This window comes from Embleya scabrispora DSM 41855, assembly GCF_000372745.1.
In the GTDB taxonomy this organism is placed as follows: Bacteria; Actinomycetota; Actinomycetes; order Streptomycetales; family Streptomycetaceae; genus Embleya; species Embleya scabrispora.
This window is the reverse complement of sequence record NZ_KB889686.1, coordinates 181,101-206,857: the sequence shown is the minus strand read 5'-3', so window position 1 is coordinate 206,857 and position 25,757 is coordinate 181,101. Positions and strand designations below refer to the sequence as shown.

Here is a 25,757-nt window from a genome sequence, read left to right as displayed (position 1 = left end):
ATAGGCAAGGGCAGGTGGACATGAGCGGCACTCGTACCCGCCGACCGCGCGCCGACGCGCAGCGCAACTACGAGCGCATCCTCGCGGCGGCCGACGACGCGTTCCGCGAACAGGGCACCGGCGCCTCGCTGGAGGGGATCGCCCGCCGGGCCGGCGTCGCGATCGGGACCCTGTACGGCCACTTCCCGAACCGACGGGCACTGTCCGCGGCCCTGCTGCGTGAACGCCACGCGGCGCTGTTCGAGTTCGCCGCCGAACCACCGAACGGGGCAACGGCACCGGACGCCCTCGCCCGCTGGATGGGCGCCGTCGCGGTACACGCGGCGGCCTACCGCGGGCTCGCCGCGCTGCTGATGGAGGGACTGGACGACGAGGCGTCGGAATTGCACGAGGCGTGCGAGCGGATGGCCGCGATCACCGAGACGCTGCTGGCCTCGGCGCGCGAGGCGGGCGGGGTCCGCGACGACGTCACGGCGGCGGACGTACACGCGCTGATGAACGCCGCCGCCTGGATGCGCGAGCAGGTCCCGCAGGAGCAGGCCGAGCACCTGCTCCTGCTGCTGGTCAACGGCCTGCGTCCGGACCGCGCGGACACCGCACCCGGCAGCATGGCCGCGAACTGACGGTGCCCGGGATCAGATGTCGAGGAAGCGGACGTCCCTGGCGTTGCGCTGGATGAAGTGGCGGCGGGCTTCGACGTCCTCGCCCATCAGGACGGAGAAGAGGTCGTCGGCGACGGCCGCGTCATCGAGGGTGACCTGGCCCAGGACCCGGTGGTCGGGGTCCATGGTGGTGACGCGCAGTTCCTCGGCGTTCATCTCGCCCAGGCCCTTGAAGCGCTGGATGGAGTCGTCCTTGATCCGGCGGCCGTCCTGCCGGCCCCGTTCCAGCAGCATGTTGCGTTCGCGGTCGGAGTAGGCGTATTCGACGTGCTCCCGGCTCCACTTGATCTTGTACAGCGGGGGGCGGGAGAGGTAGACGTGGCCCTCGTCGATCAGTGGGCGCATGAAGCGGAACAGGAAGGTCAGCAGCAGGGTGTTGATGTGCTGACCGTCGACGTCGGCGTCCGCCATCAGGATGATCTTGTGGTAGCGGAGTCCGGCGATGTCGAAGTCCTCGTGCACGCCCGTGCCGAACGCGGAGATGATCGCCTGGATCTCCTGGTTGTGCAAGATTTTGTCGATCCGGGCCTTCTCCACGTTGAGGATCTTGCCGCGGATCGGGAGGATCGCCTGGTACTGCGGGTTGCGGCCGGATTTGGCCGAACCGCCGGCGGAGTCTCCCTCCACGATGAAAATCTCCGACATCGCCGGGTCGTTCGACTGGCAGTCGGACAACTTGCCCGGCAGCGACGACGTTTCCAGCAGGCCCTTGCGGCGGGTCAGGTCGCGCGCCTTGCGGGCCGCGACCCGGGCCGTGGCCGCCTGGATGGCCTTGCGCACGATGTCCGCGACCTCGTTCGGGTTACGGTCGAACCAGTCGGTCAGATGCTCGTGGACGACCTTCTGCACGAAGGTGCGCGCCTCGGTGTTGCCGAGTTTGGTCTTGGTCTGGCCCTCGAACTGCGGCTCGCCGAGCTTGACCGAGATGATCGCGGTCAGGCCCTCGCGGATGTCCTCGCCGGACAGGTTCGCGTCCTTTTCCCGCAGCAGCCTCCTCTCCCGCGCGTAGCGGTTGACCACGGTGGTCAGGGCCGTGCGGAAGCCCTCCTCGTGGGTGCCGCCCTCATGGGTATGGATGGCGTTGGCGTAGGAGTACACGCTGTCGGTGTAATGGCCATTCCACTGCAGCGCGACCTCGACCGACAGCAGCCGTTCCGGGTCCTCGGCGGCGATGGTGATGATCGAGCGATGGACCGGCTCGCCCTTGCGGGCATTGAGGTAGGCCACGAAGTCGGTGATGCCGCCGTCGTAGCGGTAGGAGACCGTCTTCGCCGCCGGGTCCGAGTCGGCTTCGTCGGCCGCGGCCGTCGCGCGCGCGGAGGGCCGTTCGTCGGTCAGGGTCAGCGTGAGCCCGCGGTTGAGGAAGGCCATCTCCCGGAAACGCCTGGCCAGCGTCTCGAAGGAGTATTCGGTGGTCTCGAAGATGTCGCCGTCCGCCCAGAACGACAGCGAGGTGCCCGTCCGGGAGGTGGCCTCGTGGCGGGCCGGCGGGGCGGAGGGAGCACCGCCCCGGTAGTCCTGCGTCCACCGGTGGCCGTCGGTCCAGATCTCCGCCGACAGCCGGGTCGACAGCGCGTTGACCACCGACAGACCCACACCGTGCAGACCGCCGGAGACCGCGTACCCGCCGCCCCCGAACTTCCCGCCCGAGTGCAGCACGGTCAGCACCACCTCGACGGCCGGCCGCTTCTCCACCGGGTGCATCCCCACCGGGATGCCGCGGCCGTTGTCGACCACCCGCACCCCGCCGTCGGCCAGGATCGTCACGTCGATCCGGTCGGCCACCCCCGCGAGTGCCTCGTCCACGGAGTTGTCCACGAGCTCCTGCACCAGGTGATGGAGCCCCCGCTCTCCCGTGGAGCCGATGAACATACCCGGCCGCTTGCGTACGGCGTCCAGGCCGTCCAGAACAGCGATCGCGTTGGCGTCATACGACGACGCCCCCACATGGCCGGTCCGCTGGGAACCGGGGGTATCGGTGGCGGTGCGAGTGTCGTAAGTGGTCACAGATGCTCTCTTTCGGGCATGGCAGACCGCGCTCCCGCACCACGGTGCGGGAGCGGCCGGACAGCTGGCGGAGACGGGGCACGGCAGCCCGAACAGGGCCCCGGAGGCTCACCGACCTCGGGGCCGTTGACTGCTGGGACGTCGTCCAAGGTACCGGAGACGCCCCTCACCGGAGGGGCGAGAACACCTCCATACGCCACCCTGAGACCCTTATTCCACCTGAGCCAATCCCCCCTGCCTCAATCCCTTGAAAATGCGACAGAGAGCCGCCCAGTGGCTTTCTTGGCGCCTTGCCGCGTAGAGTCTCCAGCACTATTTCCGGCGTGACCCTGCGCGGTCACCCGTCGCGCTGCGTCAGGCCGCCGGCCTGGCTTTTCGCCGAACCCTGCCCGGTGGAGAGTGGTACGAAATGGCGGGCGACCGATCGACGTCACAAGCGTCGGCGCCCGCGCCCGCGCGCGGCCGTGGACGCGTCTGCGGTGCGAATGGGCCGGTCGAGTCGGTGTCGTACGACACGCGACCGCACTCGGCGCCGCGTCCGGGCCGCCATGCGCCGATCGGTCAGCCGGCGGCCAGGCCCACGCCCGCCAGGGCGAACCGCACCGTGTGCCCCGCGTCGTCCGGGGTGACGGCCGTGCCGGTGCGCAGGTGGTCGTGCAGTGTGGCCAGGGTCAGGCGGTAGACCGCGAGTGCGTCGGCGGCCGGATCCGGGGTCGGCGCCGCGGCCATGGCCTCGCGGAGCGGGCGGACCATCGCCTCGACCGAGTCGCGTTGTTCGGCGGGAAACAGGTCGGCCAACCGGTCCTGGTGCGCGACGAACGGTCGTGTGCGGGCGGCGGCGACCGGATCGCCGGCCTGGGCGAGGACACCCTCGATCCAGGCCGCGACCTTGCCCGGGGCGTCGGGTGCGGCCGACATCCGGTGGTCCAGGTACGCGGCCATCCGCCGCCGGCCGTCGTCGAGCAGCGCGACGAGCAACTCGTCCTTGGACCTGAAGTGCCGGTAGAACGCCTGATTCGACAGTCCGGACTCGCGCATGATGTCGCGCATCGTCGGATCCAGGCTGCCGGTGCGCTCGACCACCCGGTAGGTGGCGTCGACCAGCCGCCGCACCTCCTCCTCGTACGCCGCCCACCGCGCCTCCAGCGGCCGGCGCACCGCATTGCCCATCAGACCGGCGGAGTTCGCCGCCGCTTCGATCCCGTCCATCGGCGATCCCCACCTTCGATTGCGCGACGCTCTTGTTTGTCGGAACGCCGCATCCTACTATCCGGAACAACGTTCTGACACATGCCTTCGTTGTTCCGAACCTCTCCGAACCGTTGCGACTCATCCGCGCTCACCCACCCGCCCCGCCCGCGCACACATCCACACGAGACACGTCCGCAAGGTCCTCCCAGGCATCCGCGAAGGGGTCCCCATGCAGCGCGAGGTTCTATTGACCGGGATCGGCGGCCAGGGCATCCAGCTCGCCACCGCCCTGTTGGCCGCCGCCGCGGTGGCCGAGGGCCGGCATGCGATGTACTTCGGGTCGTACGGCGGCATGATGCGCGGCGGCAACTCGGACACCACGCTGGTCCTGGGCGACGATCCCATCGACAGCCCGCCGACGATCGGCTCGGCCTGGTCCGCCTTGGTCCTGCACCCCGCACACGCGGGCGGCGTCTATCCGCGTCTGCACGACGACGGCCTGCTCGTGCTCAACACGAGCCTGTGCGATCCGGTCGGAACACCCGCGATCGGCCGGCTCGTGCCCATCCCCGCCTCGGAGTTGGCCGCGAGCAGCGGCAACGCCTCGGCGGTGACGATGATCGCGCTCGGCGCGTACGCCGCGGCCACCGCGATCGTCGACCTGGACACGCTGCTGGCCACGGCCGCCGAGGTGCTGCCGCCGTACCGGAGGCAGCACGCCGAGAGCATCCGCGCCGCGCTGCGGATGGGACACGCGCACGCCGGACCGGCGCTGCGGGCCTGGCCGGTGTGCGCATGAGTGCCCGCGATTCGACCCCGCCATCCGGCGACCCGACGGCCGGACCGGGACCGGCTTCCGCCCTTCCGGCAGCCGCCCACCAACCGACCGCCCACCCCGACGCCCCGGTGCTCAGCAAAGGCACCCTCGTCATCGACGTCGATGCCTGCAAGGGCTGTGACCTGTGCATCGACGCGTGCCCCGTGGACGTGTTGCGGATGACCGTCGACGACGTCAACGACCGCGGCTACCGCTATCCGCAACTGCTGCCCGGTTGCATCGCCTGCAAGGCGTGTTCGGCGATCTGTCCGGACTTCGTCTTCCAGGTCTACCGGTACGACGAACCCCGCGACGAAACCGGAGGCACCCGCGGATGAAGACGACCGGCCCTCGGCCGCCCGTACTGCCCGGTTCGGCCGCCATCGGCGAGGCGATGATCGCGGCCGGTTGCCGGTTCTTCGCCGGATACCCGATGACGCCGTTCACCGAGGTGCTCGAACACATGGCCGCCCGATTGCCCGAGGTCGGCGGCGTCTGCGTCAACGCGGAGAGCGAGCTGGAGGCGGTCGGGATGGCGTGGGGCGCCGCCGCCACCGGTACGCCGGCCGCGACCGGGTCCACCGGGCAGGGGTTGTCGCTGATGCAGGAGTCGCTGGCCGAGATCGTGTACGCGCGGCTGCCGCTCGTGGTGCTGAACATGGCCCGCGCGCAGGGCGACTACTTCCAGGCCACGCGTGGCGGCGGGCACGGTGACTACCGGCACCTCGTACTCGCGCCCTGCGATGTGCGCGAGGCGGTCGAGTTGACCCAATACGCCTTCCACCTGGCCGAGTTCTGGCGCAGCCCGGTATTGGTGATGGGCGACTACTACCTGGCCCACACCCACGTCTCGGTCGACGTCCGGCCGCGCGACTTCGGCCCGCTGCCCGCGCGGGACTGGGCCCTGGACGGCTCGACGGGCGGTACCGGCGCGGCCAAGCTCGTCTCGCCGCTGTCCGACCGCAAGCAGCGGCACGCCGGCGATCGCACGGACGCCAGCTACGACCTGGCCGAGTTCTACACCCGGCACGGCGGCGCGATGGAGCGCATGGTCGCCGAGACCGAACCCCGCGCGGAGACCGGATTCCTGGCCGATGCCGAGGTCGTGGTGGTCGCGTACGGGACGCCGGCCCTGTACGTCCGCCAGGCCGTCCGTGACCTGCGGGAGCAGGGTCTGCGCGTGGGCTACGTGCGCCCGATCACGCTGGTGCCGTTTCCGAGCGAGATCGTGCGCGCCGCGGCGTCGGGCGCGCGGGTGGTGGCCGTGTACGAGAACAGCGGAGGACAGATGGTGGACGACGTACGCCTGGCCGTGCTCGGCGCGGCGCCGGTGCGGTTCATCGGCCGGCTCAGCCTGGACTCGTCCGGCTTCGGCATCGCGCCGGACCTCGAAGTCGGCGCGATGCGGCGCCGGATCGAGGCCGCGTTCGGGCCGGCCGGCGACGCATCGGCGTGGACTCCGCAGGCCCACGGCCGCTCGGCCGGCGGTGCCCGACGAGCGGCGGATCCGCGATGAGCGCCGGGATCCCACCGGCGTCCGCGCCCGGTCCGCAGCCCGCCGGACGTCGCGAGTTGCCCATCCTGACCACCACGGCCGCCGCGCCCACGTGCGGCGCCCGGCTGGTCCACGACTTCACCCCCGACCTGATCGACGTCGGCGCGCACCACCTGTGTCCGGGCTGCGGCGAGCCGATCGCGATGCGCTCGATGGTCGAGCAGGTCCAGGAACTCGACCAGGTCGCCAAGGCGATCGCGGTGTTCGGGATCGGGTGCTACACGGCCTACTCCAACAACCTCGACATCGAGGTGCTGCAAGCCCTGCACGGCCGGGCCCCGTCGTTGGCGACCGGCGTCAAGCGCTGCCGGCCGGACACCCTCGTGTTCACCGTGCAGGGCGACGGCGACATGGTCAACGAAGGGCTCCAGGAGGTGCTGCACACGGCGGCGCGCGGAGAAAGCGTCACGTGCTTCATGCTCAACAACGGCGTCTTCGGCGAGACCGGCGGGCACATGACCGCCACGACCGTGCTCGGTCAGCGTACGAAGAACACCCTCGGCGGGCGCGATGCGGCCGAACACGGCTACCCGATCCGGCTCGCCGACCTGATCGCCCAACTCGACGGCGCGGCCTACGTCGCGCGCGGCGCGGTCGACGACATCGTCAACATCACCCGCACCGCCCGGATGATCAAGAACGCGTTCCGCACCCAACTGCGCGGCGAAGGCTTCTCGTTCGTGGAGATCCTGACCATGTGCCCGACCGGCTGGTTCGTGGACACCGCTGCCGCGCCGGAATACCTCGCGACCACACACGCCGCCACGCACACCCTCGGCGTACTGAAGGACCGGAGGACATCCGCGTGATCGACGCGTCCGCGCCCGAGCACAAGCCCGCCCCCGACGGCTGCGAGCTCTCGCCCGTCGTCGTCGGCATCATGTACCCGTCCGCCTGGGACATCCGTCCCGCACATGCGCTCGCGGCCGACCTGGACGCGGTGCGCGCGCTCGATCCCAGGCTGGAGATCGTGGACTGCCGCTACGTCGAGTCCGAGGAACTGCGCACCGCACGCGGCCGGCCCGGCGCCGCGGCACGTCCGGAACTGCGCGACCTGGCGCCCGCGCCGACCGCCGAGCAGCGCGAGCTGCTGGTCCGGGCCGAGATCGTGCTGGCGGCCGACCTCCCGTTCGACGTGGCGAACCTGGCGCCCAGGCTGCGCTGGGTACAGAGCTGTGCGGCGGGCAACGGGCAACTGCTCTCGGCCGGGCTGCCCACCGAGCGTATCCGGCTGACCACGGCGGCGGGTGTGAACGGGGCGCCGATCGCCGAGTTCGTCTTCGCCCGGCTGCTCGCCTTCTTCAAGCGTCATCGCGACTTGGACGCGCTCCAGGGGGCGCGGCGCTGGAAGCCCGCCTTCGGCGGGCTGATCCGCGGCAAGACCCTCGGGCTGATCGGCGTCGGCGGGATCGGTTCGCAACTGGCCTCCCGGGCACACGCGTTCGGGATGACCGTGCATGCGACCCGACGTCGCGCGCAGGTGCCCGCCGAGCACGTGGACCGGCTCTTCCACCCGGACGACCTGCACGAGATGTTGGCCGGTTGCGACGCGGTGGTGTCGGCGGCGCCGGAGACGGCGGACACGGTCGGCACGATGAACGCCGCCGCGTTCGCCGCGATGCGCGAGGGCGCGTTCTACTGCAACGTCGGCCGCGGCTCGTTCGTCGTCGAGCCGGACCTGATCGCGGCGCTGCGCGGCGGCCGGTTGGGCGGCGCGGCACTGGACGTGGTCGCGGCCGAACCGCTGCCCGCCGACGATCCGCTGTGGGACGCGCCGAACCTGTACCTGTCCGCGCACTGCTCCAGCGCGGCGCTCGAACACTTCACCGAGGTGTTCCGGCTCTTCCGCGACAACCTGACCCGCTATCTCGCGGGCGAGGAACTGCACAACCGGGTCGACCCGGACGCGGGCTGCTGACGGCCGGCACACCCGAGCCACGAACCGGCGACGCGACGACGGGCGCGGGCAACCGGTCCACGTACGCGCCCACTCGATCTGTCATTCATTCACACTCACTCACGAACTCACACAGGCACGCACTCACCGAAGGACGGATCAGATGAGCGACGAAATCACGGCCGCCGCGGCCGAGTCGGCCGCCGAGCGCACCCTGGGCGGGATCGGTACCCGAGTGTTGTTCGAGGACGACAAGGTCCGGATCTGGGAGTTGGAGCTTGCCCCGGGCGCGCGCAGCGACGCGCATCGGCACGAGCTGGACTACTACCTGATCCAGATCGCGGGCGACCGGATCGCGGTCGAGCCGGAGCCGGACAGCCGGGGCGAGTACCGCGAGTACTTCGCCGCGGACGTGGTGCCCGGCGTGGTGGTCCCGATGCGGCGCGGCGGCGTGGAGACGGCGGTCAATGTCGGTGAGCAGCGGTATCACGAGATCATCGTCGAGCTGAAGGACCGCTGAGCCGGCGACCGGCCGGGCGCGGTGCCGGCGGAGAGCGCCGAGCCGACCGGCCGAGTGAAGGGCCGAACGCTCACGGAACCGGCTTGGCACGCAGGCTCGGACCGCCGACGAAGGGTGAATCGATGGGACACGACGGTCTGGTCATCGGTGCCGTGTTCACGGGTGCGGCCCGGGCCGTACCGGACCGGCCGGCGGCGGTCCTGGGAGAGGACGCGCTCACCTTCGGCGAACTGGACGCGGCGGCGAACCGGACCGTACGCGCGCTGCGCGCGATCGGCATCCGGCACGGCGACCGGGTCGTGTGTTGGAATCGGACCACGCTCGACGTGTTGGCCGTGTTCGTGGCGCTGGCCCGGATCGGCGCGGTCTACGTCCCACTCGGCCCGACCCTGTCGGCCGCCGAGGCGACCGCGACGGCCCGCGTGGCCCGGCCCGCGCTGCTGATCGCCGACGACACCGTGCCGGGCGGGGCGGTGGGGGCAGCGATCGGCGTACCGGTGATGGAGCTCGGCGGCGCGGCGGATCCGGATGTCGCGCCGACTCCACGGGACGTACCGATGCCGCAGGGCGCGCCGACGCCGCGGGCCGCTCGGGCCGCCCGGCAGCCGGCGGCCGCGTCGACGCCGGGCGTCGCCGAGGGCCCGGACGAAGCCGACCCGCACGTACTGTTCTTCACCTCCGGCAGCACCGGTCGGCCCAAGGGCGTGATCCTGTCCCACCGCACCAACGTGCTGCGTACCCACCCCGGTTCGCAGCTCGAACCGCGCGGCGCGATGGTGTGCCCGTACCCGCTGTTCCACATGGGCGCCTGGACGATCGCGCTGCAACAGTGGCAGGCGCGCGACACGGTGGTCCTGGTCGCCAGGGCCGACGGCGCGGAGATCGTCTCGGCCGTGCGCCGGCACCGCGCGGCTCGGCTCAACTGCGTGCCGGCGGTGTGGCAACGGGTCCTGGACACGCTCGCGGCGGAGAAGAGGCGGCCGGGACTCGGCGGCGGCACCCTGGAGACGTTGCGATTCGCCGACACGGGGACGTCCCGAACCCCGCCCCAGTTGCTCGCGGCCATCGCCGAGGCCGCTCCGAACGCGGTGCTCCGGGTCTTCTACGGCTCGACCGAGGCGGGCAACGTGGCCGCGCTCGACGGAGTGGATGTGGCCCGCAAGCCGGGCAGTTGCGGTCTGCCCAGCCCGTACCAGGACGTCGAACTCGGCCCGAACGGTGAAGTGTGCGTGCGCGGACCGCTGCTGTTCGACGGCTACTTCGACGACGAGCCGGCCACGCGCGCGGTGTTGCGGAACGGCCGCTATCACACGGGCGACCTCGCGACGATGGACGCCGACGGCTACCTGAGCATCGTCGGCCGGGTCGGCGAGCTGATCCGTACCGGGGGTGAAGCGGTCACGCCGAGTGAGGTCGAGGCGGTGCTGGCGCGGGCCGAGGGGGTCCGCGAGACGGCCGTGGTCGGCCTGCCGGACCCGACCTGGGGCGAGCTGATCTGCGCGGTGGTGGTGCCGACCGATCCCGCGAACCCGCCCGACCTCGCCGCATTGCGCGCCGCCTGCGCGGGTCGCCTCGCCGCGCACAAGCACCCGCGCCGGGTGGTGCTCGCCACCGAACTGCCCCGCACGCCCGCGACCGGACAGGTGCTGCGCCGGCGGCTGGTCGAGCGGATCACGACGGTGGACGGGGCCGGGTCGGGCCCGGTCGAGGAGATCGCGGTACAAGAGGCGGCGCAACCGGCCGACCCGACCGCGACCACGGAGCCGCCCGCGCCCGGCCCGGTCACGCGGACCACCATCGATCCCCCGGGATCGCGCTGAGCGTCGCGCTGTGCTCGCGAGGAACGGTCGACCGACGGGAAACTCCGCCGCACATCGGGTGGTTCGGGGGCGCGCTGATAAACGGAAGCGAGACGCAGGGGTCCCGCGGCAGGTGCCGCCGCGACCGCGCTCGACTCCTTTCCGGCACACCCTCCGCTGCTCGCCGGCACCTGGCTCCCGCCGCACTTCGAACACCACGCCGCCGTCCACGGCCACTACTGCCGCCCTGCGGCGGGACCGGCGATACACCGGGCAAGTGAGCGACGCGACACGCTGATACCGCTCGCCGCCGACGCGGTGGGCAACGCGCCGACACTGGCCCCGGAACTGCGCGCGGTGTGGTGCGGCGATCGGCTCGGCTGCTGCCGCCGAAGACGGTCGAGCAGGCGCGCCGGATCGTGACGCTGGGAGAGGTGGTCCTCGACCGGTTGCCTGCGCCGACGCAACCGATCGGCCGGCCGACCATCGAACCGGCGGCCGCGATCGGCGGCGAGATGGCACTCGAAGCGTGGCGTCCGGGGGAGAGCTGAGAGGCGCGCCGATCCGCGTACGGTTGAAGCGGGCGCTGTGCCACAACGTCCACGCCGCGTCCACCCGGGCTCGGAGCGACGGAACGTCCGGACTCACGCTCGCGCCGGGTGTGTGATCGCGGCGCTTGACGGCGGCCCGGATCCGCTGAAGTCGTCGGTTTCGGGGGTGGGGCGGATTCGAATCGGTGGGCGGTTCGGTGGATGTGGGCGGAGGGTGGGTTGTGATCGAGGTGGAGTTGAAGGCTCGGGTGGGTGATGTCGTGCGCCTGCTCGATGCGTTGGAGCGGCTCGGTGGCGGTGGGCGGGACGAGGTGTATGTGGACACCTATTACGACGACGCGGATCGGGCGTTGGCGCGTGGGGATCGGGAGTTGCGGATCAGGACGGTGCGGCGTGGGGCGGATGCGCCGGTGTCCGTGCTGACGTACAAGGGCGCGCGGGTCGAGGTGGTGTCGGGGTCGAAGCCCGAGCACGAGACGCGCGTCGAGGATGCCGCGGGTGCGGATGCGGTGTTGCGGGGACTCGGGTACGTACCGGTGATCCGGTTCGAGAAGCGGTGTCGGAACTACGCGTTCGAGCGGGGTGGTCGGCGTCTGCTCGCGTCGCTTGTGGAAGTACCGGAACTCGGCGAGACATTCGTCGAGGTGGAGACTCCGGAGGCGGACGACGCTCAGGTGGCCGCGGCGCTGGAGGTGGTGCGGACGGTGCTTGCCGACCTCGGGGTGTCGCGTGCGGCGCTGACGAACGAGACGTACACGGATGCGGTGGCGGCGCGCAGGGCCCGGGCCGGAGCGGAGCCGGAGCGCGGGACGGGGAGCGGGGCCGGGGCCGGGCCTGGGATCGAGACCGGGCCGGAAGACGAGCCCGGGGCCGAGGGCGGCTCGCGGGTCGACGGGTGAGCGGGTGACGGGTGGGGCCCGCGTGCGCAAGTCGGCGGCTCGGGGCGGGGGTCGGGCCGGGCGCGGGGGCGGGTCGGCGGGTGGCCGGACAGGTGAGGGCGCACACTGGGCGGGGCGGTACGACGGGCGCCGGGGTCGACGGGATCGGCTCTGTTTCCGGGGGCGTTCGTGGCTTGTTCGGTTAGTCCTTTCGGGTGTTGGGGTCGAATGAGGCTTCGGGGCCGGGCCCGGTGCGGTAGACAGGTGGGCATGCCTCTGAAGACGCGTGCCGCCAGGGTCGGCTCGATGGATGTGAACCGCATGGCCCCGGTGGAGTTGCGGGTGTTCGCGCTGTTCGCCGCGGCGGCTGCGGCGGGGGAGCGCATCACCATCCGCGAGGTCGCCGGACTCGCCGGACCCAACGGGCGCACCATCGGCTCGCGCAGCGCGATGAGCATCGCCGGCGACCTGGTCGACAGCGGCCTGTTGGCCCTGTCCCCACCGCTCACCGCGGTCGGCCTGGACGGGCCCATCGAGGTGTCCGTGGCCGGCCGGGGCACGGCGGAGCCCGCACCCGGGCCCACACCCCCGTCCCCGGTGCTGCCTCGCCCCTCGTCGCCGCTGCTGCCCGAGTTGCGTGAGCCGACCGCGCCCGCGGCCGCGCCGCCGACCCGGAGCGCGCGCACGGCGCCGGAGCCGCGGTTGTCGAAGGAGGCCCGTCGCCCGCGCGAGCCCAAGGGGCCCAGGGACGGCGAGCAGACCGGCCTCAAGCGCTTCGGCGTGCTCACCGTGCCGCCCGGCCTGCCGGAACCGCTGCTGGCCGAACTCACCGCGATCGTCGAGGGGTTCCGCGCGCACCAAGCCGGCGGCGCCGCCGACCTGACCGTCGTCGCGGAGTTGACCAAGCGCAAGGCCGCCGCGCTCACCCTGTGGGCCGACGCACCGTATCCGCTCGGCACGGGCCTGGTCCGGGCCGAGGCCGACCGGGCCCGCCGGGCGTACGAGACCACCCTCCAGCAGTTGGCCCAGCAGCGCGGCATCCCGTGGGAAAGCGCCCGTCCCGGCGCGGAACCGGGCGGGCACTGGGCGGTGAGCGGCCTCGGCGAGCCGGTGCGCGGCGCGCTGACCTACATCGGGCGGACCGCACCCGGCACCGCGCCCGTCTCCCGACTGCTCGCGCTGGTCTGCCTGTTGCGCGGGGTCGGCTCGGGTGTGGCCAACCTGACCGGGCCGGATCTGCGCGGCGTGTGCGGCAAGGAAGCCGAGCTCGCGGTCGGTGAACTGACCGCGTCCGGGTGGCTCACCGTAGACGTCGAGGACTTGTTGGCGACCGAGGAGGACCCGGTCGGGTGCGGCGTCCCGGGCGCCGAGGGCTTCTCGTTGGGCAAGTTGCCCAGGACCCGCTCCTCGGGTTGGGTCGCCCGACTGATCTCGCACAAGAAGTTGCGCAAGCAGCCCGCACACGTACGGCTGGCCGCCCTCGGCATCACCGCCCACTCGGACGCGAACGGCGCCGCCCGCGTGGAGGTCGCGTTCCTCACCGGCCTCACCGCGACCACCGCCGAACAGGTCACGGCCGACGCCGAGACCCTGGTCGCGGAGGGCTGGCTGACCGAGGCTCGGGTCGAGCACGGCGAGTTGCGCGGGCGGATCGCACCGGAGCACCTGATCTACGTGGAAGCACTGCGCACGAACACACCGGTGCAGACCCTCCAGGCGGCGGCCAAGGCCGCGGCAGCCGCAGCGGAGGCCGGCACCGTTCCGGACACGGCGCGGGCCTGATGCTGTGACCGGGCAGGCGAAACTCCGTGCGGACGCCACCGGGGGCGGATGACGTCGTGTTCACGGTGAAGGGGGATTCGTGATCCCGACAGAACGTGCGGTTCCGCCCCGCGTGACGGCTGCGGAGCGTGTCGCTGTCGAGGCGGGATTCGAGCAGAGTTGCGTCCCGGAGGTGGGCAGGCTGCTCGGCGTGGCCGCTGCCGCGAAGCCTCACGGAGTCATCGCGGAGAGCGGCACCGGCTCGGGAGTGGGCACCGCCTGGCTGCACAGTGGCCTCGGCGCCGGTGCCCGCCTGATCACGGTGGAGCGTGACGAGGAGTTGGCCCGTCGAGCGGCCGGTGTCTTCGCGGACGACGACCGTGTCAATGTTCTCACCGGGGACTGGCGGCTGCTCGAGCAGCACGCCCCCTTCGACGTCTTCTTCTGCGACGGCGGAGGCAAGCGTGACGACCCCGAGGGGGTCGTCGAGTTGCTTGCTCCCGGGGGCCTTCTCATCCTGGACGACTTCACCCCCTCGCCTCGTTGGCCGCCTCGTTTCGGCGGCGAAGTGGATGAACTCCGCCTGTTCTACCTCACCCATCCGGCCCTGAACGCCACCGAAGTACTCACAACACCTCTCGGTTCCACGGTTGTCGCTGCCCGCCGTCACTAGCCAGGCGGGCTGCAGGAGTTCTTGATCACGCCGCGAGGACCGGTCCGCCGTCCCGGTGGATGCCCCTCTCGCTGCGGACACGAGCGCGTTCTCGGCATTGTCCGGCGAGTACGTCCGGCCGGCGAACATCGGTATCGCGTCAGTGCGGGTAGGCGGCGTGCCGGCCGTCGACCGTCGCCCACAACCTCGCACGCCGACAGCCGCACACACCGACACCCCCGTACGCCGACAGCCCCGTACGCCGGCGGAAGTTTGCCTGTCCGTCACCCGCGATCCGCTCCCCGGTCGACGGCGGACCGATGAACTGCGTTCGTCCGAACAGTTCCGCACGTCCGAACCATCCCCCGTACGTGCGAACGGCTCGGCACTCCCGAATCACCGCATCCGTGCGAACCCCTCGCACGGGCATTGCTCCCCGCATCCGAAAGGGCTCTTCGTGTCGGCCTCCCCCCAGCCTCCCTCCGGCGTATCCCGCCGCCGCCTGTTCCAGCTCGGCGCGGGCGGCGCGGGACTTGCCGTCGCCGGCTCGCTCCTGCCGCCGTCCGTCCAGCAGGCACTCGCCTCCCCGCCCCGGCGCGGCGGGTTGAAGGCGATCAAGCACGTGGTCGTGCTCGTCCAGGAGAACCGGTCGTTCGACCACTACTACGGCACGCTGCGCGGCGTCCGAGGCTTCGGCGACCGCAACGCGATCCGACTGCGGGACGGGCACGTCGTGTTCGAGCAGCCGGGCGGCCCCGCCGGTCGCGTGCTGCCGTTCTCGGTGCGCAAGGCGGCCCAGGAGGCGTCCAAGGACCTCCAGTACATCGGCGACCTCGACCACAGCTGGAACGGCGGGCACAAGGCCTGGAACGACGGCTGGAACGACGGCTGGATCGGCGCCAAGACGCCCGCCACGATGGCCTACTACGACCGCACCGACCTGCCGTTCCACTACGAGCTGGCGGACACGTTCACGATCTGCGACGCGTACCACTGCGCGCTGCCGTCGTCGACCTCGCCCAACCGCAACTACCTGGTCAGCGGCTACACCGGCTACGAGCCCGGCAGCAGCACCCGGCGCGCGATCGACAACGCCGCCTACTCCGAGGACACCCACGCGGGCTACTCGTGGACCACCTACGCCGAGCAGCTCCAGCGCGCGGGCCGGTCCTGGAAGGTCTACCAGGAGTGGGACAACTACCAGGACAACAACCTGGAGTTCTACGTCACCTTCAAGCAGGTCGCGCGGAAGGCACTGGCGGCGGCCGGCGACTTCAAGAGCATGGACTCGTTCTACGGCAAGCTCGACGGGCTGCCGGCCGCCGAGCAGGACGCGCTGCTGGCCAAGCTGGAGCAGGGCGTCGCCGCGCTGCCGGCCGCCGACCGGGAGCTGTACGAGCGTGGTCTGCGGCGCGGCCGGCCGCACTCGCTGGCGGACTCGCTGCGTGCCGACATCGCGGCGGGCACCCTGCCCGAGGTGTCCTACCTGGTGCCCTCGGCGGCCGACTCCGAGCACCCGGGCGCGTCCTCGCCGGCCGCCAGCGCGACGATCACCTACCAGGTGCTGGACGCGATCGCGTCCAACCGGGATATCTGGGACTCGACCGTCGTGCTGCTCACGTTCGACGAGAACGACGGCTTCTTCGACCACGTGCCGGCGCCGTGCCCGCCGGAGGAGGTCAATGACGAGTACTACAACGGGCTGCCGATCGGATTCGGCGCCCGCGTGCCGATGATGGTCGTGTCGCCGTGGACCGTGGGCGGGTACGTCTCCTCGGAGGTCTTCGACCACACCTCGGTGACCCGGTTCCTGGAGACCTGGACGGGAGTTCGCGCGCCCGACATCAGCGCGTGGCGGCGGACCGTGTCCGGTGACCTGACCGGGGTCTTCGACTTCGATCGCACCCGCCGTCCGCAGGTGCCGCCGCGCCCGGCCCCGGCCCCGGCGTTCACCTCGCGCTGGCGGCCCACGCCACCGGCCGACCAGAAGCTGCCCGAGCCGGAGCGCGGTCGCCGCCCGGCCCGCCCGCTGCCGTACCAGCCGGACGCCTCCGCGCGGCTGGACGCCGCCAAGCGCACGCTGACGCTCGACCTCGCCAACGGCGGGCAGTCCAGCGTGCACCTCCAGCTGTTCCCGTACTCGGGCGAGCTGCCCAAGCCCAAGCACTACGACGTGAGCGGGCGGCGCTCGGACACGATCGCGCTCAAGGGCGACCGCTACGACCTGACGCTGATCGGCCCGAACGGTTTCCGCCGCGAGTTCGCCGGGACCACGGCGACGGCCGGCACCGAGGTCACCTCGCGGATCCGCGGCACGGGTCGGATGCTGGACCTGGAACTGACCAACCACGGCGAGCAGTCGGTGACCTTCAAGCTCACCCCGAACGCCTACGGCCTCGGCTGCTCCGACCGCGAGCGCACGATCACCCTCAAGCCGGGCCGGGACCGTACGGTGCACTGGTCGACGAGTTCGGCCGACGGCTGGTACGACGTCACGGTGACGATCGAGGGCAGCGACGGCTTCAGCCGACGCCTGGCCGGCCACATCGAGAACGGTCGGGAGAGCGTCAGCGGCTGACCGGCAGGTCGCGGCGACTCCGGCGCGTGACGGCGGATCTTCGCTGTCCGTGGCCGGGGCCGCCGAGCCGACCGACGACGCGGTGCGCTCGGCGGGCGGGTCGGCCGGGTCGGCGGGTGTGTCGAGTGCGGCGGCGCTCGCGCCGGTCCATCACGCCGACGCCCGGGCCGACGTCCCCACCCGCACCCATCGCGCACGTCCCGGCGACTTCCCCGCGCCGGGACGTGCGTTCGCCGCGTGGGGGCTTCGGCCTCGACGGGCGATGGGTGGCCGAGGGCGGCGGCGAACGGCGGGCGACGGGCGGCGACTCAGGCAGCGTTTCGCGCTGTGCCGTCCGGCGGGTGCGTGGTGGCCTCGTCGCCGGTGGCCGGCGCGTTCGGCACCTTCGGGCCGGCTGCCGGCGGGCGCGGCGCACTCGGAGCCGGCCGCGCGCTCGCAAGGCGCCCGGTACTCGGCCGGGTTGACCGCACCTCGCAACGGCCGTCCACGCACCGGCGCGCCATCCGGCCCGCCGAGACGGCCTGGATCAGCCCCATCAGCCAACAGGTCGGGCAGCCGCGCAGCGCGATCAGGCCCACCGGCGCGAGCAACAGGGCCACCGGGCCGACCACCGGGACGAGCGCGAACGCGCCGGCGATCGCCCCGAACCCCACCACGCCTCTCACCAGGTGCCGCGCCACCGAGACGCGGGCGCTGCCTCGGTCGGCGCCCACTCCCGTCGAAACGGGCTCCTTCCCCGGGTCGGCAAGCGCCCCCGCCGCAGGGCTTTCCTCGGGCGCTCGACCGCCGCCGACATCTCCGGCCGCCGACATCGGGGCATCGTGTACACGGTCGACGGTCGCCCCCATCGGCACCTCCTTCACCCGATCGACGGTCGCCCCCATCAAGCCCCCCCTCACACGGTCAACGATCGTCCCCATCGAGGCCCCCTTCGTACCCGTCGAGCGGTTGTCGAAGGCCCTCCCGGACCGCCACCCGAGCCCGGTGCAGGCGCGATTTCATGGCGGCCGTACTCAGACCCAGTGCCTCGGCGACCGGCCGACCCGGCAGACCCTGCACGTCGCGCATGATCAACACCCGACGCAGGTCCTCGGGCAACGTGGCGATCACCGCTGCCACCCGCTCGGCCTCCAGGCGCCGGAGCACGTCGTCCTCCAGGCACTCCGTGGCCGCCGCCTCCCGGTCCGGTTCGGCCGGGCGCAGCACCGTCCGCGCGCGCCGCAGGCACTCGTTGCGCACGATGCGGAACATCCACGACCCCAGCGCCGCGGTGGCCCGCAACATCCCGATCCTGCGGTAGAGGATGATCAATGCCTCCTGCGCCGCGTCCTCCGCGTCGTGCGGCGTCGCGCACAGCGAATGCGCGAAGCGCAGCACGTGCGGATACGACCCGGAGACCAGCGCGGAGATCGAGTCGACATCCCCGCGCTGGGCGGCGAGGACCAACTGCTCGCCCGGCCAATTCTTCTCAACCACGCGAACTCCCCCGCTTCCGGATCAGCACGACGCACACGCACACCAGCATGGCGACACCGATACCGACACCGACGACGACAACCCCCATGGGTACCTCCTCCGATTCCTCGGCCGACCGGGCGGTCGACGCACACATAGGAGCCCGCCGGGCCGCAAAAGGATTCACCGCGACCACGATCTCGTCCCATGACCGGGTCGTGGTCGTGGGGGCCGGGCCGCGGCGGCCTGGATCCGCTCCGGGGACGTGCGCTCCGAGGACGCCGGTTGCGCTGGTCACGCCCCGAACGGCAGCACCGTGCGGCCGCGGACCAGTTCCCCGTACGGCTCGGGCGTGCCCGCCGGAAGTGTGGCCAGCCACAGGACGTCGGCGGCGACGCGCTCGATCTCCGCGGCCGACTCGGCGGGGTCCATCGGTTCGGTCGGATCCGCGGGGCACACGCTCGCGGCGTTGATCACGATGTCGCGCCGGACCGCGTCCTCGGCCAGGTCCCGGGCCAGGATCTTCATCGCCGCGATCCGGCCGATCATCGACGGAACGCCGATCCACGCCGGCCAGCCCTCGGCCGCCGCCCGGCCCTCCTCGACGGCGCACACGTAGTCGTCCATCACCTCGGCCAGCTCGGCCAGACTCGCCCGATCCACGTCGAAGCGCGCTCGCAGCCGGTACGGGAGGTGCCGCAGCCCGCCGAAGTCGCCTGCCAGGAGTACGAACCGGGCCCCGTCCGCGAGCAGCGGCACGAACGCCTCGATCAGCCGGTGGGCGCCGTGGTTGTCGGTCCGGACGTAGGACCTGACCTGGTCCTGATTGCGTACCCCGAAGGCGATCCGGGCGGCTGCGCCGGCGATCACCACGTCCATGCCGCCGTGTCGGTCGGCGAGCGTGTCGGCCAGCGCGCCGACGCCGGCCGCGTCGCCCGGTTCGAGTACCGCGAGTCGCGGCGCGAACCCCTCGCCGCGCAGCCGGGCGACGGCGGCCCGCCCGCGTTCCGGGTCCCGGGATGTCAGGTAGACCACGCCGTCGTCGCCGAGGCGGCGGCACAATCCGCGCACCAGCGGGAGACCCAGCGCGCCGGTCACGCCGGTGACGAGGGCGGTCTTGGCCATGGTGATCCCCGATTCGTGAGGGTGGAGGCGTGCGGCGGTCGGCTCGGCCCGGCACATCGGTCCGGCACATGGATGGGTCGCGCCGATCAGTCGCGTAGACGGATCGCCTTGGTGGATCGCCTTGGTGAGTCGTCTCGGTCGGTCACCGTCATCGGACGCCTCGGTCCGGTGTTCGGGCGTTCCGTTTCGGCGTGTCTCTACGATCGTGCCGGGACGGCGTCCGAGCAACGACGATGATCGCAACCCTTGTTAACCCAGGGGTTACCGATGCCGAAGCGGGAATCGATACCGGCTCCGATCGGCTGACACATCGGCGGGGCGTCGACCCGCGGGCAACGGGTCAACGGGGCACGGCGCAACACGACACGGCACGGTACGGCGACGAACGGCGGGGGCGTATGGAGCTGCGGGACATCGAGATCTTCCTGGTGCTGGCGGAGGAGTTGCACTTCGGCCGCACCGCCGAGCGGTTGTTGGTCTCCTCGGCCCGGGTCAGCCAGGCGATCAAGCAACAGGAACGCCGGATCGGCGCACCCCTGTTCGAGCGCACCAGCCGACGCGTGGCACTGACCCCGATCGGCCGGCAGCTGCGCGACGACCTCGCGGCGGGCTATCAGCGCATCCAGGACGGGATCGAGCGGGCCGCGGCGGCGGCGCGCGGCCTCTCCGGAACGCTGCGCCTGGGCACGATGGATGCGACGCTGGCCGAGATCCCCGACGTCCTGGACACCTTCCGGACCCGGCACCCCGACTGCGAGCTGCGGATCCGTGAGGCGCACATCGGCGACCCGTTCGGGCTGCTGCGCAGCGGGGATGTCGATCTGCAACTGGTGTGGTTGCCGGTGGAGGAGCCCGATCTGACGGTGGGTCCGATCGTGCTGACCGAACCGCTGGTGCTCGCGGTGTCGGCCCGGCACGAATTCGCCGGCCGTACCTCGGTCTCGCTCGAAGACCTGGCGATCGGGCCGGTGTTCCGGATCGACGACTCGGTCCCGGCGTACTGGGCCGAGGCGATCAATCCGACCCAGACGCCCAGCGGCAAGCCGATCCCACGCGGCCCCTCCAGCGCCACGGCCCACGAGACGCTCACGGCGATCGCGGCCGGCCTGGGCATCTCGCCGGTGCCGCTGCACGCGGTCAAGTACTTCCCGCGAGGCGACATCGCGTACGTCCCCATCCACGACTCGCCCACCCTGGCGTGGGGCCTGGTCTGGCGCACAGCCGCCTACTCCCCACTCGCCCAGGCATTCACCCGCGCCGCCACCGACACCTTGGCAGCGCCGAGCGCACCCGGAAGGAACGTCTCGCACGCGAGCGACGACATCGAGTGAGACGGCACAGGCACAGGCCGAGTACAGGCACGGGCACAGGTACAAGTCAGGGCATCACCGAGATCGGCGAGTGCGGTGCCGACGATCCGTGCGTGGCGGTGGTTGTCACATCGGCGGACCGGGCGGTGTCTTCATGCCGAACAGGCCGACAGGCCCCGGACAAGGAGAACACCGTGACATCGCGTATCCCGAAGGCGGAGCTTCCCACCGAGATGAGGGACAACCTGATCAAGCAGCTCGGGATGGTGCCCGAACCCGTCGAGGTGATCTTCAACAACCCCGACGTCGCCATATCCAACATGGAGTTCTCGGCCAAGGTGGGCGCGTGGAATGCGGCCGATGCGAGCCTCAAGACGTTCGCGCACATGGCCGTTGCCGCGCAGGTCGGCTGCAGTTGGTGCCTCGACATCAACTACTTCGCGGCGATGAACGAGAACCTGGACCTGGCCAAGGCCGGCCAGGTGCCGCGCTGGCGTGAGTCCGAGGTGTTCACGCCGCTGGAGCGGGAGGTGATGGAGTACGCCGAGGCCATGACGAACACACCGACAACCGTCACCGACGAGCTGTCGGCGAGTCTGCTCGACCGGCTCGGCCCGGCGGCGCTCGTCGAACTCACCGTGTTCATCGGCTTCGCCAACCTGTCGACCAGGACCAACACGGCGCACGGGATCACGTCGCAGGGCTATTCCGATGCCTGCGAGATTCCGTTGGCCGCGCTTCCCGGGAAGTCCCCGGCGGCGTCCACGGCATGACCAAGGATCCGTTCGTTGCCCACCGCAGCCTGCTGTTCACGGTCGCCTACGAGATGCTCGGGTCGGCGGCCGACGCGGAGGACGTGGTACAGGAGTCCTGGCTGCGGTGGGCCGACGTCGACCACTCACAGGTGCGTGACCCGCGGGCGTACCTCGTCCGGACCGTCACGCGGCAGGCGCTCAACCGCCTTCGAACGTTGTCGCGCAGCCGCGAGGACTACGTGGGCGAGTGGCTGCCGGAACCGCTGCTGACCAGCCCCGACGTCGCCGAGGACGTCGAACTCGCCGAGAGCGTCTCGATCGCGATGTTGACCGTGCTCGAAACGCTCGGGCCGGCGGAGCGGGCGGTGTTCGTACTCCGCGAGGTCTTCGAGCTGCCGTACGGCGAGATCGCCGAGGCCATCGGGAAGTCCGCGACCGCGGTGCGGCAGATCGGCCGGCGGGCACGCGAGCACGTGGCGGCTCGGCGGCCGCGGGTGCAAGTGAGCCGGACGGAGCAGCAGGCCGTGGTGGAGCGGTTCCTGGCCTCGCTGCGAACCGGCCGGTTGCAGGAGCTGCTCGAGATCATGGCGCCGGACGTGGTCCTGATCGCCGATGGCGGCGGGCTCGCGGCCGCCGCCCTGGCTCCCGTCCATGGGGCCGAAACGGTGGCAACGGTGCTCGCGCGCGCGGGCCGGGTGGTGGCCGCGTTCGAGACGGTGACCGTTTGGCTCAACGGCGCGCCTGCGGGCCGATTCGAGATCGACGGCGAGCCGACCGCGGTGAGCCTGGTGGTGGAGGACCGGCGGATCACCCGGATCTACCTGATGAGAAACCCGCAGAAGCTGACCCGGCTCGACGAACCGGCCGAACTCACCAGGTAGGCCCGCTGTCGCGCCGGCATCGTGAGTGTTCCGGGTGGCGAAGACTGCCCGGAACCCTCACGTGGCGCATCCGCGTGCGCGCGGGGAGCCGGTTGGGCAGCAGGGCCGAGCACGTGCCGAACTCGACCTCGCCCAGCCGGAACCGGGCCGCCCGCAGGATGATCCCCGCTCGGCGGGGCCGACCGCGGACTATGCGCCGCGGCCGGGCATCACCCATTCCCTCGGGTCGCCGTCGGGCCGGCGGACGGTTCCGGCGGCAAAGTCCTGGAACCCGGCGAGGCGGTTGCGGACGGAGTCGGCCACGTAGTCCTCGATGGACGCGGCGAGCCCGAGCCCGATCAACGCCCGCACACGTTCCACCGCTTCGGGAGACAGACTGACCCGGACCTCTGCCCCGCCGGCGCGAGTTGCTTCGATACTCATCCGACGGACGGTATCGCCGCCCACCGACACCGCCCCGTCCGAGCCGCCGAGGACGGCGCCCACTCGCACCGCCCCATAGACCCTTCGATGACCCGTCGTTTCTTTCCTAAAAGGGGTATTCGGCGTAATCCTTACCCGCGAACCGGGTGACGGAGTGCTCGCGCATCCGTGGGCCGTAGGTCGGGTGGTCGACCATGGCGGTGTAGGTGGGGAAGTCGTACTCGACGAGGCCCGCCGTATGGGCCACGTAGACGTCGAATCCCGGGTACATCAACCCGACGAACGGCATGTCGTCGACGTCGAGAGCGAGAACCGGATACTCGCCCTCGGAGTCCGGCTCGCCGACCGCGAGGATCCGCCTCGAATCGGATCCCCCGGGAAGGAGAAAACACTCGGGGAAGCGCTCGGCGAGCGGCTCGAAGATCTCGGCCCAGGGCTCGCCCAGCTCGTCTCTCACCAACCGGTCCAGCCGCCGTGGCGCGAAGCCGCCACCAGGCGCGAACCACCCGTGGCGTTCGAGCAGACCGGAGTCGAACGCCAGCCACGCCCGCAGGCTCGGCGACAGCGGGCGCCCGGACGGGAACACCACCTTGTCGAGCGCGTCCGCGACCATCGGCTCCGGGGTGCCGTCCGTCACCCACGGCACGTGCCGGTACGACAACGCGGACGCCGCCGGATCCCGGCGTACCGCGTCGATGACCTGCTCCGTCAGTGCCACTCCATGTGCGGGATTCCCCGCCCCTCCCATCGGCATGCCCGGACGCTAACAGCCCCCACCGACCCCACCGCGCGTCGCCCGACCCCACGCGTCCGGGCAATCGCCACCATCACCGCCATCGGCGAACGGCCGTGACCCGAATCAACTTTGTTCTCCGTGCCAACCGGCGCAGGACATGACCTCGAATCCCCGGCTGGGGAAGACGGCATCCATGAAGAAGTCGTGCATCGCCGCATCACCGTCGGCGCAACCGTCACGCAGCACGGTCACCTGATAGCCACGATCCGCCGCGTCGTAGCACGTCGCAGCCACCATCGCGCTGGTCGCCACTCCGGCGATCGCGAGCGTCTCGACGCCTCGCGCGCGGAGCACGAGGTCAAGGTCTGTGCCCGCGAACGCACTGGCGCGGCGTTTCACCACGACGACGTCCTCCTCGGCGACCGGCAGGGCGATCCCGGTTCCGGCCGATCCTTCATGGAAGGTGTCCCCGGCTTCGTAGAACCTCCTGAAGAGTGCGTTGTCCGGCGGCAGGTCGGTCCCGTTGGCCCGGAAGGCGAAGTGCACGAACACGACGAGGGCACCGGCCGCGCGGGCACGCGGCAGCAGTTCGGTGAGCGGCGGCACGACGCGCCTGGCGAACGGGTAACTACTCGTGATGCCCTGCTGGATGTCGCCGATGATCAGTGCAGTGGTCACGACGGGCTCCCGTTCGGTCTTTCCATCCAGCGCCCTGTGGTCGGCAAGACAGCTGGGCGGCCTGGTGATGGCAATGGCCAACCGTGCGTGGGTGAAGCTACCAGTGGCGGTCGCAACGGTTCCGGTGAGGTAGGGGCCGGCGCGTCCCCGCCGCCCGCGCGAGCGCCTTCGAGAACGACGTCGCCCTGTGTGCCCAATCAGCGTGCGGGGCTTCGATGTCGGGTCAGGTCGTGGTCGAGTGCGTCGATGCGGGTACGAACGTCGGCGAGGTTCCTGGGAGTCGACATGGCCGCCTCATCACGGTACGGCCGGTGCGGCACCCGGGTGTGGCGGTCAGGATGGCTGAACCTCGTCGAAGAGGGCGATGGCTTCGGTGGGGTCCGGGCTCACGAGGCGTTCCAGACCGGCCGTCGTGATCTTCACCCACCTGTCGGCCCGTGCCCACATCCGTTCCTCGAAGGCGCGGACGACCTCGTCCGGTTCGCCGGGGGCGGAAGCGGCGGCGACGGACTCGGCGAGCTCGGCGCCTTCCAGCATCGCGAGGTTCGCGCCCGCCCCCAAGGGCGGCATCAGATGGGCGGCGTCGCCCAATAGCGTCACCCCGGGGACGTGGGCCCAGGTGTGGGACACGGGCAGGACGTAGAGGGGACGGTGGACGAAAGCGGTGCCGTGGCGGAGGAGGTCGAGGACGGGAGCGGCCCAGCCGTCGAACATGGCCAACAGGCTTGACCGCACGGCCTCGACGTCGGCCCAGTCCAGGCCGGCCCGCCGGTTCGGGCCCATCTGTCGATCCGGGTTCGTGTGCCGGTCCGGGTTCGTGTGCCAATCCAGCGGCACGCGGAACTGGGCGTAGACCTTGACGTGGCCGCCGCCGTTGCGCTGGGCGACGAGTGCGCGGTTGACGCCGTACACGGCCATGGAACCGTCGCCGATCAGCCGGGCGAGGTCGGGGTGGCGGGTGTCGACGTCGTCCAGGGAGGTCTCGACGAAGGTGACGCCGGTGTAGTGCGGCGTCGCGGACGAGACCGCCGGGCGGACCCGGGACCAGGCGCCGTCCGCACCGACCACGAGGTCGAACGTCTCCTGTCGCCCGTCCGCGAAATGGACCAGCACGCCGTCTCGGGTCCCCGGCACCACCTCCGTCACGCCCCGCCCCCACTGAACGTCCATAGGCCCGAGCAACAGGTCACGAAGTTGGCCGCGGTCGATCTCGGGATTGGCCCGGTCGCCCGGACGAGGTTGCCAGTCGCGGAGGACGGTCCCGTCCGCGTCCAGGATGCGCATTGCCTGCCCCTCGGGACGGGACAGCGACTGGAACTCCGCCAGCAACCCCGCCTTTTCCAGCGCCGACTGGCCCAGCCCCTCGTGCAGGTCCAGCGTGCCGCCCGGGGGACGGGCGTCGCGGGCGGGATCGCGTTCGAGGACGGTGACAGGGTGACCATGACGGTGCAGGACGCGGGCGAAGGTAAGGCCGGCGGGACCGGCGCCGATCACGGCGATACGGTGTCTCATGTCGATGCACTGTA

The 25,757-nt window shown here is 71.4% G+C and carries 25 protein-coding genes; 16 read left to right on the top strand and 9 right to left on the bottom strand.

Annotated features, from left to right (window positions below; genetic code table 11):
* Positions 1-20 precede the first annotated feature (20 nt).
* Complete coding sequence (locus A3IC_RS0132905) at positions 21-623, top strand: TetR/AcrR family transcriptional regulator (RefSeq protein WP_020554336.1); 603 nt, start codon at positions 21-23, stop codon at positions 621-623.
* A gap of 12 nt (positions 624-635) precedes the next feature.
* Here the strand turns inward: A3IC_RS0132905 and gyrB are convergent, their stop codons facing one another.
* Entirely contained in the window at positions 636-2,669 is a 2,034-nt protein-coding gene (gyrB, locus tag A3IC_RS0132900; RefSeq protein WP_026219027.1) for a DNA topoisomerase (ATP-hydrolyzing) subunit B, read from the bottom strand.
* A 561-nt stretch (positions 2,670-3,230) separates the two neighbouring features.
* A complete protein-coding gene (locus tag A3IC_RS62950; RefSeq protein ID WP_020554334.1) occupies positions 3,231-3,878 on the bottom strand; it encodes a TetR/AcrR family transcriptional regulator in 648 nt (215 codons plus the stop codon).
* Between the two features lie 211 nt (positions 3,879-4,089).
* Between A3IC_RS62950 and A3IC_RS57855 the strand changes: the two genes are divergently transcribed.
* From A3IC_RS57855 to A3IC_RS0132830, 12 genes are all read left to right on the top strand, one after another.
* Entirely contained in the window at positions 4,090-4,659 is a 570-nt protein-coding gene (locus tag A3IC_RS57855) for a 2-oxoacid:ferredoxin oxidoreductase subunit gamma family protein (RefSeq protein ID WP_020554333.1), read from the top strand.
* A complete protein-coding gene (locus A3IC_RS0132885; RefSeq protein WP_086018502.1) occupies positions 4,656-5,015 on the top strand; it encodes a 4Fe-4S dicluster domain-containing protein in 360 nt (119 codons plus the stop codon). The genes A3IC_RS57855 and A3IC_RS0132885 overlap by 4 nt, the downstream gene beginning before the upstream one ends.
* Positions 5,012-6,193, top strand: a complete 1,182-nt coding sequence (locus A3IC_RS57850) for a hypothetical protein (protein WP_020554331.1) — start codon at positions 5,012-5,014, stop codon at positions 6,191-6,193. Before A3IC_RS0132885 ends, A3IC_RS57850 begins: the two co-directional genes overlap by 4 nt.
* Positions 6,190-7,041 carry a thiamine pyrophosphate-dependent enzyme gene (locus A3IC_RS0132875; protein WP_106669084.1) on the top strand — a complete coding sequence of 284 codons (852 nt, stop codon included), beginning with the start codon at positions 6,190-6,192 and terminating at the stop codon, positions 7,039-7,041. Before A3IC_RS57850 ends, A3IC_RS0132875 begins: the two co-directional genes overlap by 4 nt.
* Positions 7,038-8,150 carry a D-2-hydroxyacid dehydrogenase gene (locus A3IC_RS0132870; protein ID WP_020554329.1) on the top strand — a complete coding sequence of 371 codons (1,113 nt, stop codon included), beginning with the start codon at positions 7,038-7,040 and terminating at the stop codon, positions 8,148-8,150. The genes A3IC_RS0132875 and A3IC_RS0132870 overlap by 4 nt, the downstream gene beginning before the upstream one ends.
* 142 nt (positions 8,151-8,292) lie before the next feature.
* Positions 8,293-8,649 carry a cupin domain-containing protein gene (locus tag A3IC_RS57845; RefSeq protein WP_020554328.1) on the top strand — a complete coding sequence of 119 codons (357 nt, stop codon included), beginning with the start codon at positions 8,293-8,295 and terminating at the stop codon, positions 8,647-8,649.
* A gap of 122 nt (positions 8,650-8,771) precedes the next feature.
* A complete protein-coding gene (locus A3IC_RS0132860) occupies positions 8,772-10,469 on the top strand; it encodes a class I adenylate-forming enzyme family protein (protein WP_020554327.1) in 1,698 nt (565 codons plus the stop codon).
* A 338-nt stretch (positions 10,470-10,807) separates the two neighbouring features.
* Positions 10,808-10,999, top strand: a complete 192-nt coding sequence (locus A3IC_RS0132855) for a hypothetical protein (RefSeq protein ID WP_020554326.1) — start codon at positions 10,808-10,810, stop codon at positions 10,997-10,999.
* 221 nt (positions 11,000-11,220) lie between these two features.
* Positions 11,221-11,898, top strand: coding sequence for a class IV adenylate cyclase (cyaB, locus tag A3IC_RS57840; RefSeq protein WP_063744907.1), 678 nt, complete (start codon positions 11,221-11,223; stop codon positions 11,896-11,898).
* 249 nt (positions 11,899-12,147) lie between these two features.
* Positions 12,148-13,659 carry a hypothetical protein gene (locus tag A3IC_RS0132845; RefSeq protein ID WP_158696192.1) on the top strand — a complete coding sequence of 504 codons (1,512 nt, stop codon included), beginning with the start codon at positions 12,148-12,150 and terminating at the stop codon, positions 13,657-13,659.
* A gap of 112 nt (positions 13,660-13,771) precedes the next feature.
* Positions 13,772-14,311: an O-methyltransferase gene (locus A3IC_RS0132840; protein WP_425387368.1), complete on the top strand. Its 540-nt coding sequence runs from the start codon at positions 13,772-13,774 to the stop codon at positions 14,309-14,311.
* A gap of 436 nt (positions 14,312-14,747) precedes the next feature.
* Positions 14,748-16,868: a phosphocholine-specific phospholipase C gene (locus tag A3IC_RS0132830; RefSeq protein ID WP_020554322.1), complete on the top strand. Its 2,121-nt coding sequence runs from the start codon at positions 14,748-14,750 to the stop codon at positions 16,866-16,868.
* Between the two features lie 308 nt (positions 16,869-17,176).
* On the opposite strand, the gene A3IC_RS73140 is transcribed toward A3IC_RS0132830, so the two are convergent.
* From A3IC_RS73140 to A3IC_RS0132815, 3 genes are all read right to left on the bottom strand, one after another.
* Positions 17,177-17,716 carry a hypothetical protein gene (locus tag A3IC_RS73140; RefSeq protein WP_205354722.1) on the bottom strand — a complete coding sequence of 180 codons (540 nt, stop codon included), beginning with the start codon at positions 17,714-17,716 and terminating at the stop codon, positions 17,177-17,179.
* Between the two features lie 55 nt (positions 17,717-17,771).
* Positions 17,772-18,344 carry an RNA polymerase sigma factor gene (locus A3IC_RS57830; protein WP_020554320.1) on the bottom strand — a complete coding sequence of 191 codons (573 nt, stop codon included), beginning with the start codon at positions 18,342-18,344 and terminating at the stop codon, positions 17,772-17,774.
* 273 nt (positions 18,345-18,617) lie between these two features.
* Positions 18,618-19,448 carry an SDR family NAD(P)-dependent oxidoreductase gene (locus tag A3IC_RS0132815; protein ID WP_026219023.1) on the bottom strand — a complete coding sequence of 277 codons (831 nt, stop codon included), beginning with the start codon at positions 19,446-19,448 and terminating at the stop codon, positions 18,618-18,620.
* Between the two features lie 398 nt (positions 19,449-19,846).
* On the opposite strand from A3IC_RS0132815, the gene A3IC_RS0132810 reads away from it, so the two are divergent.
* The 3 genes from A3IC_RS0132810 to A3IC_RS0132800 all read left to right on the top strand — a co-directional run bounded on the left by A3IC_RS0132810 (position 19,847) and on the right by A3IC_RS0132800 (position 22,394).
* Entirely contained in the window at positions 19,847-20,779 is a 933-nt protein-coding gene (locus A3IC_RS0132810) for a LysR family transcriptional regulator (protein WP_020554318.1), read from the top strand.
* A 173-nt stretch (positions 20,780-20,952) separates the two neighbouring features.
* Entirely contained in the window at positions 20,953-21,531 is a 579-nt protein-coding gene (locus tag A3IC_RS0132805; RefSeq protein WP_020554317.1) for a carboxymuconolactone decarboxylase family protein, read from the top strand.
* On the top strand, positions 21,528-22,394 hold the full coding sequence (locus tag A3IC_RS0132800) for an RNA polymerase sigma-70 factor (RefSeq protein ID WP_020554316.1): 867 nt from the start codon (positions 21,528-21,530) through the stop codon (positions 22,392-22,394). Before A3IC_RS0132805 ends, A3IC_RS0132800 begins: the two co-directional genes overlap by 4 nt.
* A 189-nt stretch (positions 22,395-22,583) precedes the next feature.
* Here A3IC_RS0132800 and A3IC_RS0132795 read toward each other — a convergent pair whose 3' ends face one another.
* The 4 genes from A3IC_RS0132795 to A3IC_RS0132780 form a co-directional block, all read right to left on the bottom strand.
* The gene (locus A3IC_RS0132795) at positions 22,584-22,817 is read right to left on the bottom strand and encodes a hypothetical protein (protein ID WP_158696191.1); all 234 of its coding nucleotides are present in this window, start codon (positions 22,815-22,817) and stop codon (positions 22,584-22,586) included.
* Positions 22,818-22,923: 106 nt separating this feature from the next.
* Positions 22,924-23,571 carry a hypothetical protein gene (locus A3IC_RS0132790; RefSeq protein ID WP_245599743.1) on the bottom strand — a complete coding sequence of 216 codons (648 nt, stop codon included), beginning with the start codon at positions 23,569-23,571 and terminating at the stop codon, positions 22,924-22,926.
* A gap of 105 nt (positions 23,572-23,676) precedes the next feature.
* Complete coding sequence (locus A3IC_RS0132785) at positions 23,677-24,312, bottom strand: cysteine hydrolase family protein (protein ID WP_245599742.1); 636 nt, start codon at positions 24,310-24,312, stop codon at positions 23,677-23,679.
* A gap of 252 nt (positions 24,313-24,564) precedes the next feature.
* The gene (locus A3IC_RS0132780; protein ID WP_040877502.1) at positions 24,565-25,743 is read right to left on the bottom strand and encodes an FAD-dependent oxidoreductase; all 1,179 of its coding nucleotides are present in this window, start codon (positions 25,741-25,743) and stop codon (positions 24,565-24,567) included.
* Positions 25,744-25,757: the final 14 nt, after the last annotated feature.

Excerpts from the sequence above, each read along its gene's own strand:
- A3IC_RS0132905 (WP_020554336.1), top strand. The coding sequence starts at position 21 with ATGAGCGGCACTCGTACCCGCCGACCGCGCGCCGACGCGCAGCGCAAC.
- A3IC_RS62950 (WP_020554334.1), bottom strand. The coding sequence starts at position 3,878 with ATGGACGGGATCGAAGCGGCGGCGAACTCCGCCGGTCTGATGGGCAAT.
- A3IC_RS57855 (WP_020554333.1), top strand. The coding sequence starts at position 4,090 with ATGCAGCGCGAGGTTCTATTGACCGGGATCGGCGGCCAGGGCATCCAG.
- A3IC_RS0132885 (WP_086018502.1), top strand. The coding sequence starts at position 4,656 with ATGAGTGCCCGCGATTCGACCCCGCCATCCGGCGACCCGACGGCCGGA.
- A3IC_RS57850 (WP_020554331.1), top strand. The coding sequence starts at position 5,012 with ATGAAGACGACCGGCCCTCGGCCGCCCGTACTGCCCGGTTCGGCCGCC.
- A3IC_RS0132875 (WP_106669084.1), top strand. The coding sequence starts at position 6,190 with ATGAGCGCCGGGATCCCACCGGCGTCCGCGCCCGGTCCGCAGCCCGCC.
- A3IC_RS57845 (WP_020554328.1), top strand. The coding sequence starts at position 8,293 with ATGAGCGACGAAATCACGGCCGCCGCGGCCGAGTCGGCCGCCGAGCGC.
- A3IC_RS0132860 (WP_020554327.1), top strand. The coding sequence starts at position 8,772 with ATGGGACACGACGGTCTGGTCATCGGTGCCGTGTTCACGGGTGCGGCC.
- A3IC_RS0132845 (WP_158696192.1), top strand. The coding sequence starts at position 12,148 with ATGCCTCTGAAGACGCGTGCCGCCAGGGTCGGCTCGATGGATGTGAAC.
- A3IC_RS73140 (WP_205354722.1), bottom strand. The coding sequence starts at position 17,716 with ATGGGGGCGACCGTCGACCGTGTACACGATGCCCCGATGTCGGCGGCC.
- A3IC_RS0132815 (WP_026219023.1), bottom strand. The coding sequence starts at position 19,448 with ATGGCCAAGACCGCCCTCGTCACCGGCGTGACCGGCGCGCTGGGTCTC.
- A3IC_RS0132810 (WP_020554318.1), top strand. The coding sequence starts at position 19,847 with ATGGAGCTGCGGGACATCGAGATCTTCCTGGTGCTGGCGGAGGAGTTG.
- A3IC_RS0132800 (WP_020554316.1), top strand. The coding sequence starts at position 21,528 with ATGACCAAGGATCCGTTCGTTGCCCACCGCAGCCTGCTGTTCACGGTC.
- A3IC_RS0132795 (WP_158696191.1), bottom strand. The coding sequence starts at position 22,817 with ATGAGTATCGAAGCAACTCGCGCCGGCGGGGCAGAGGTCCGGGTCAGT.
- A3IC_RS0132790 (WP_245599743.1), bottom strand. The coding sequence starts at position 23,571 with ATGCCGATGGGAGGGGCGGGGAATCCCGCACATGGAGTGGCACTGACG.
- A3IC_RS0132780 (WP_040877502.1), bottom strand. The coding sequence starts at position 25,743 with ATGAGACACCGTATCGCCGTGATCGGCGCCGGTCCCGCCGGCCTTACC.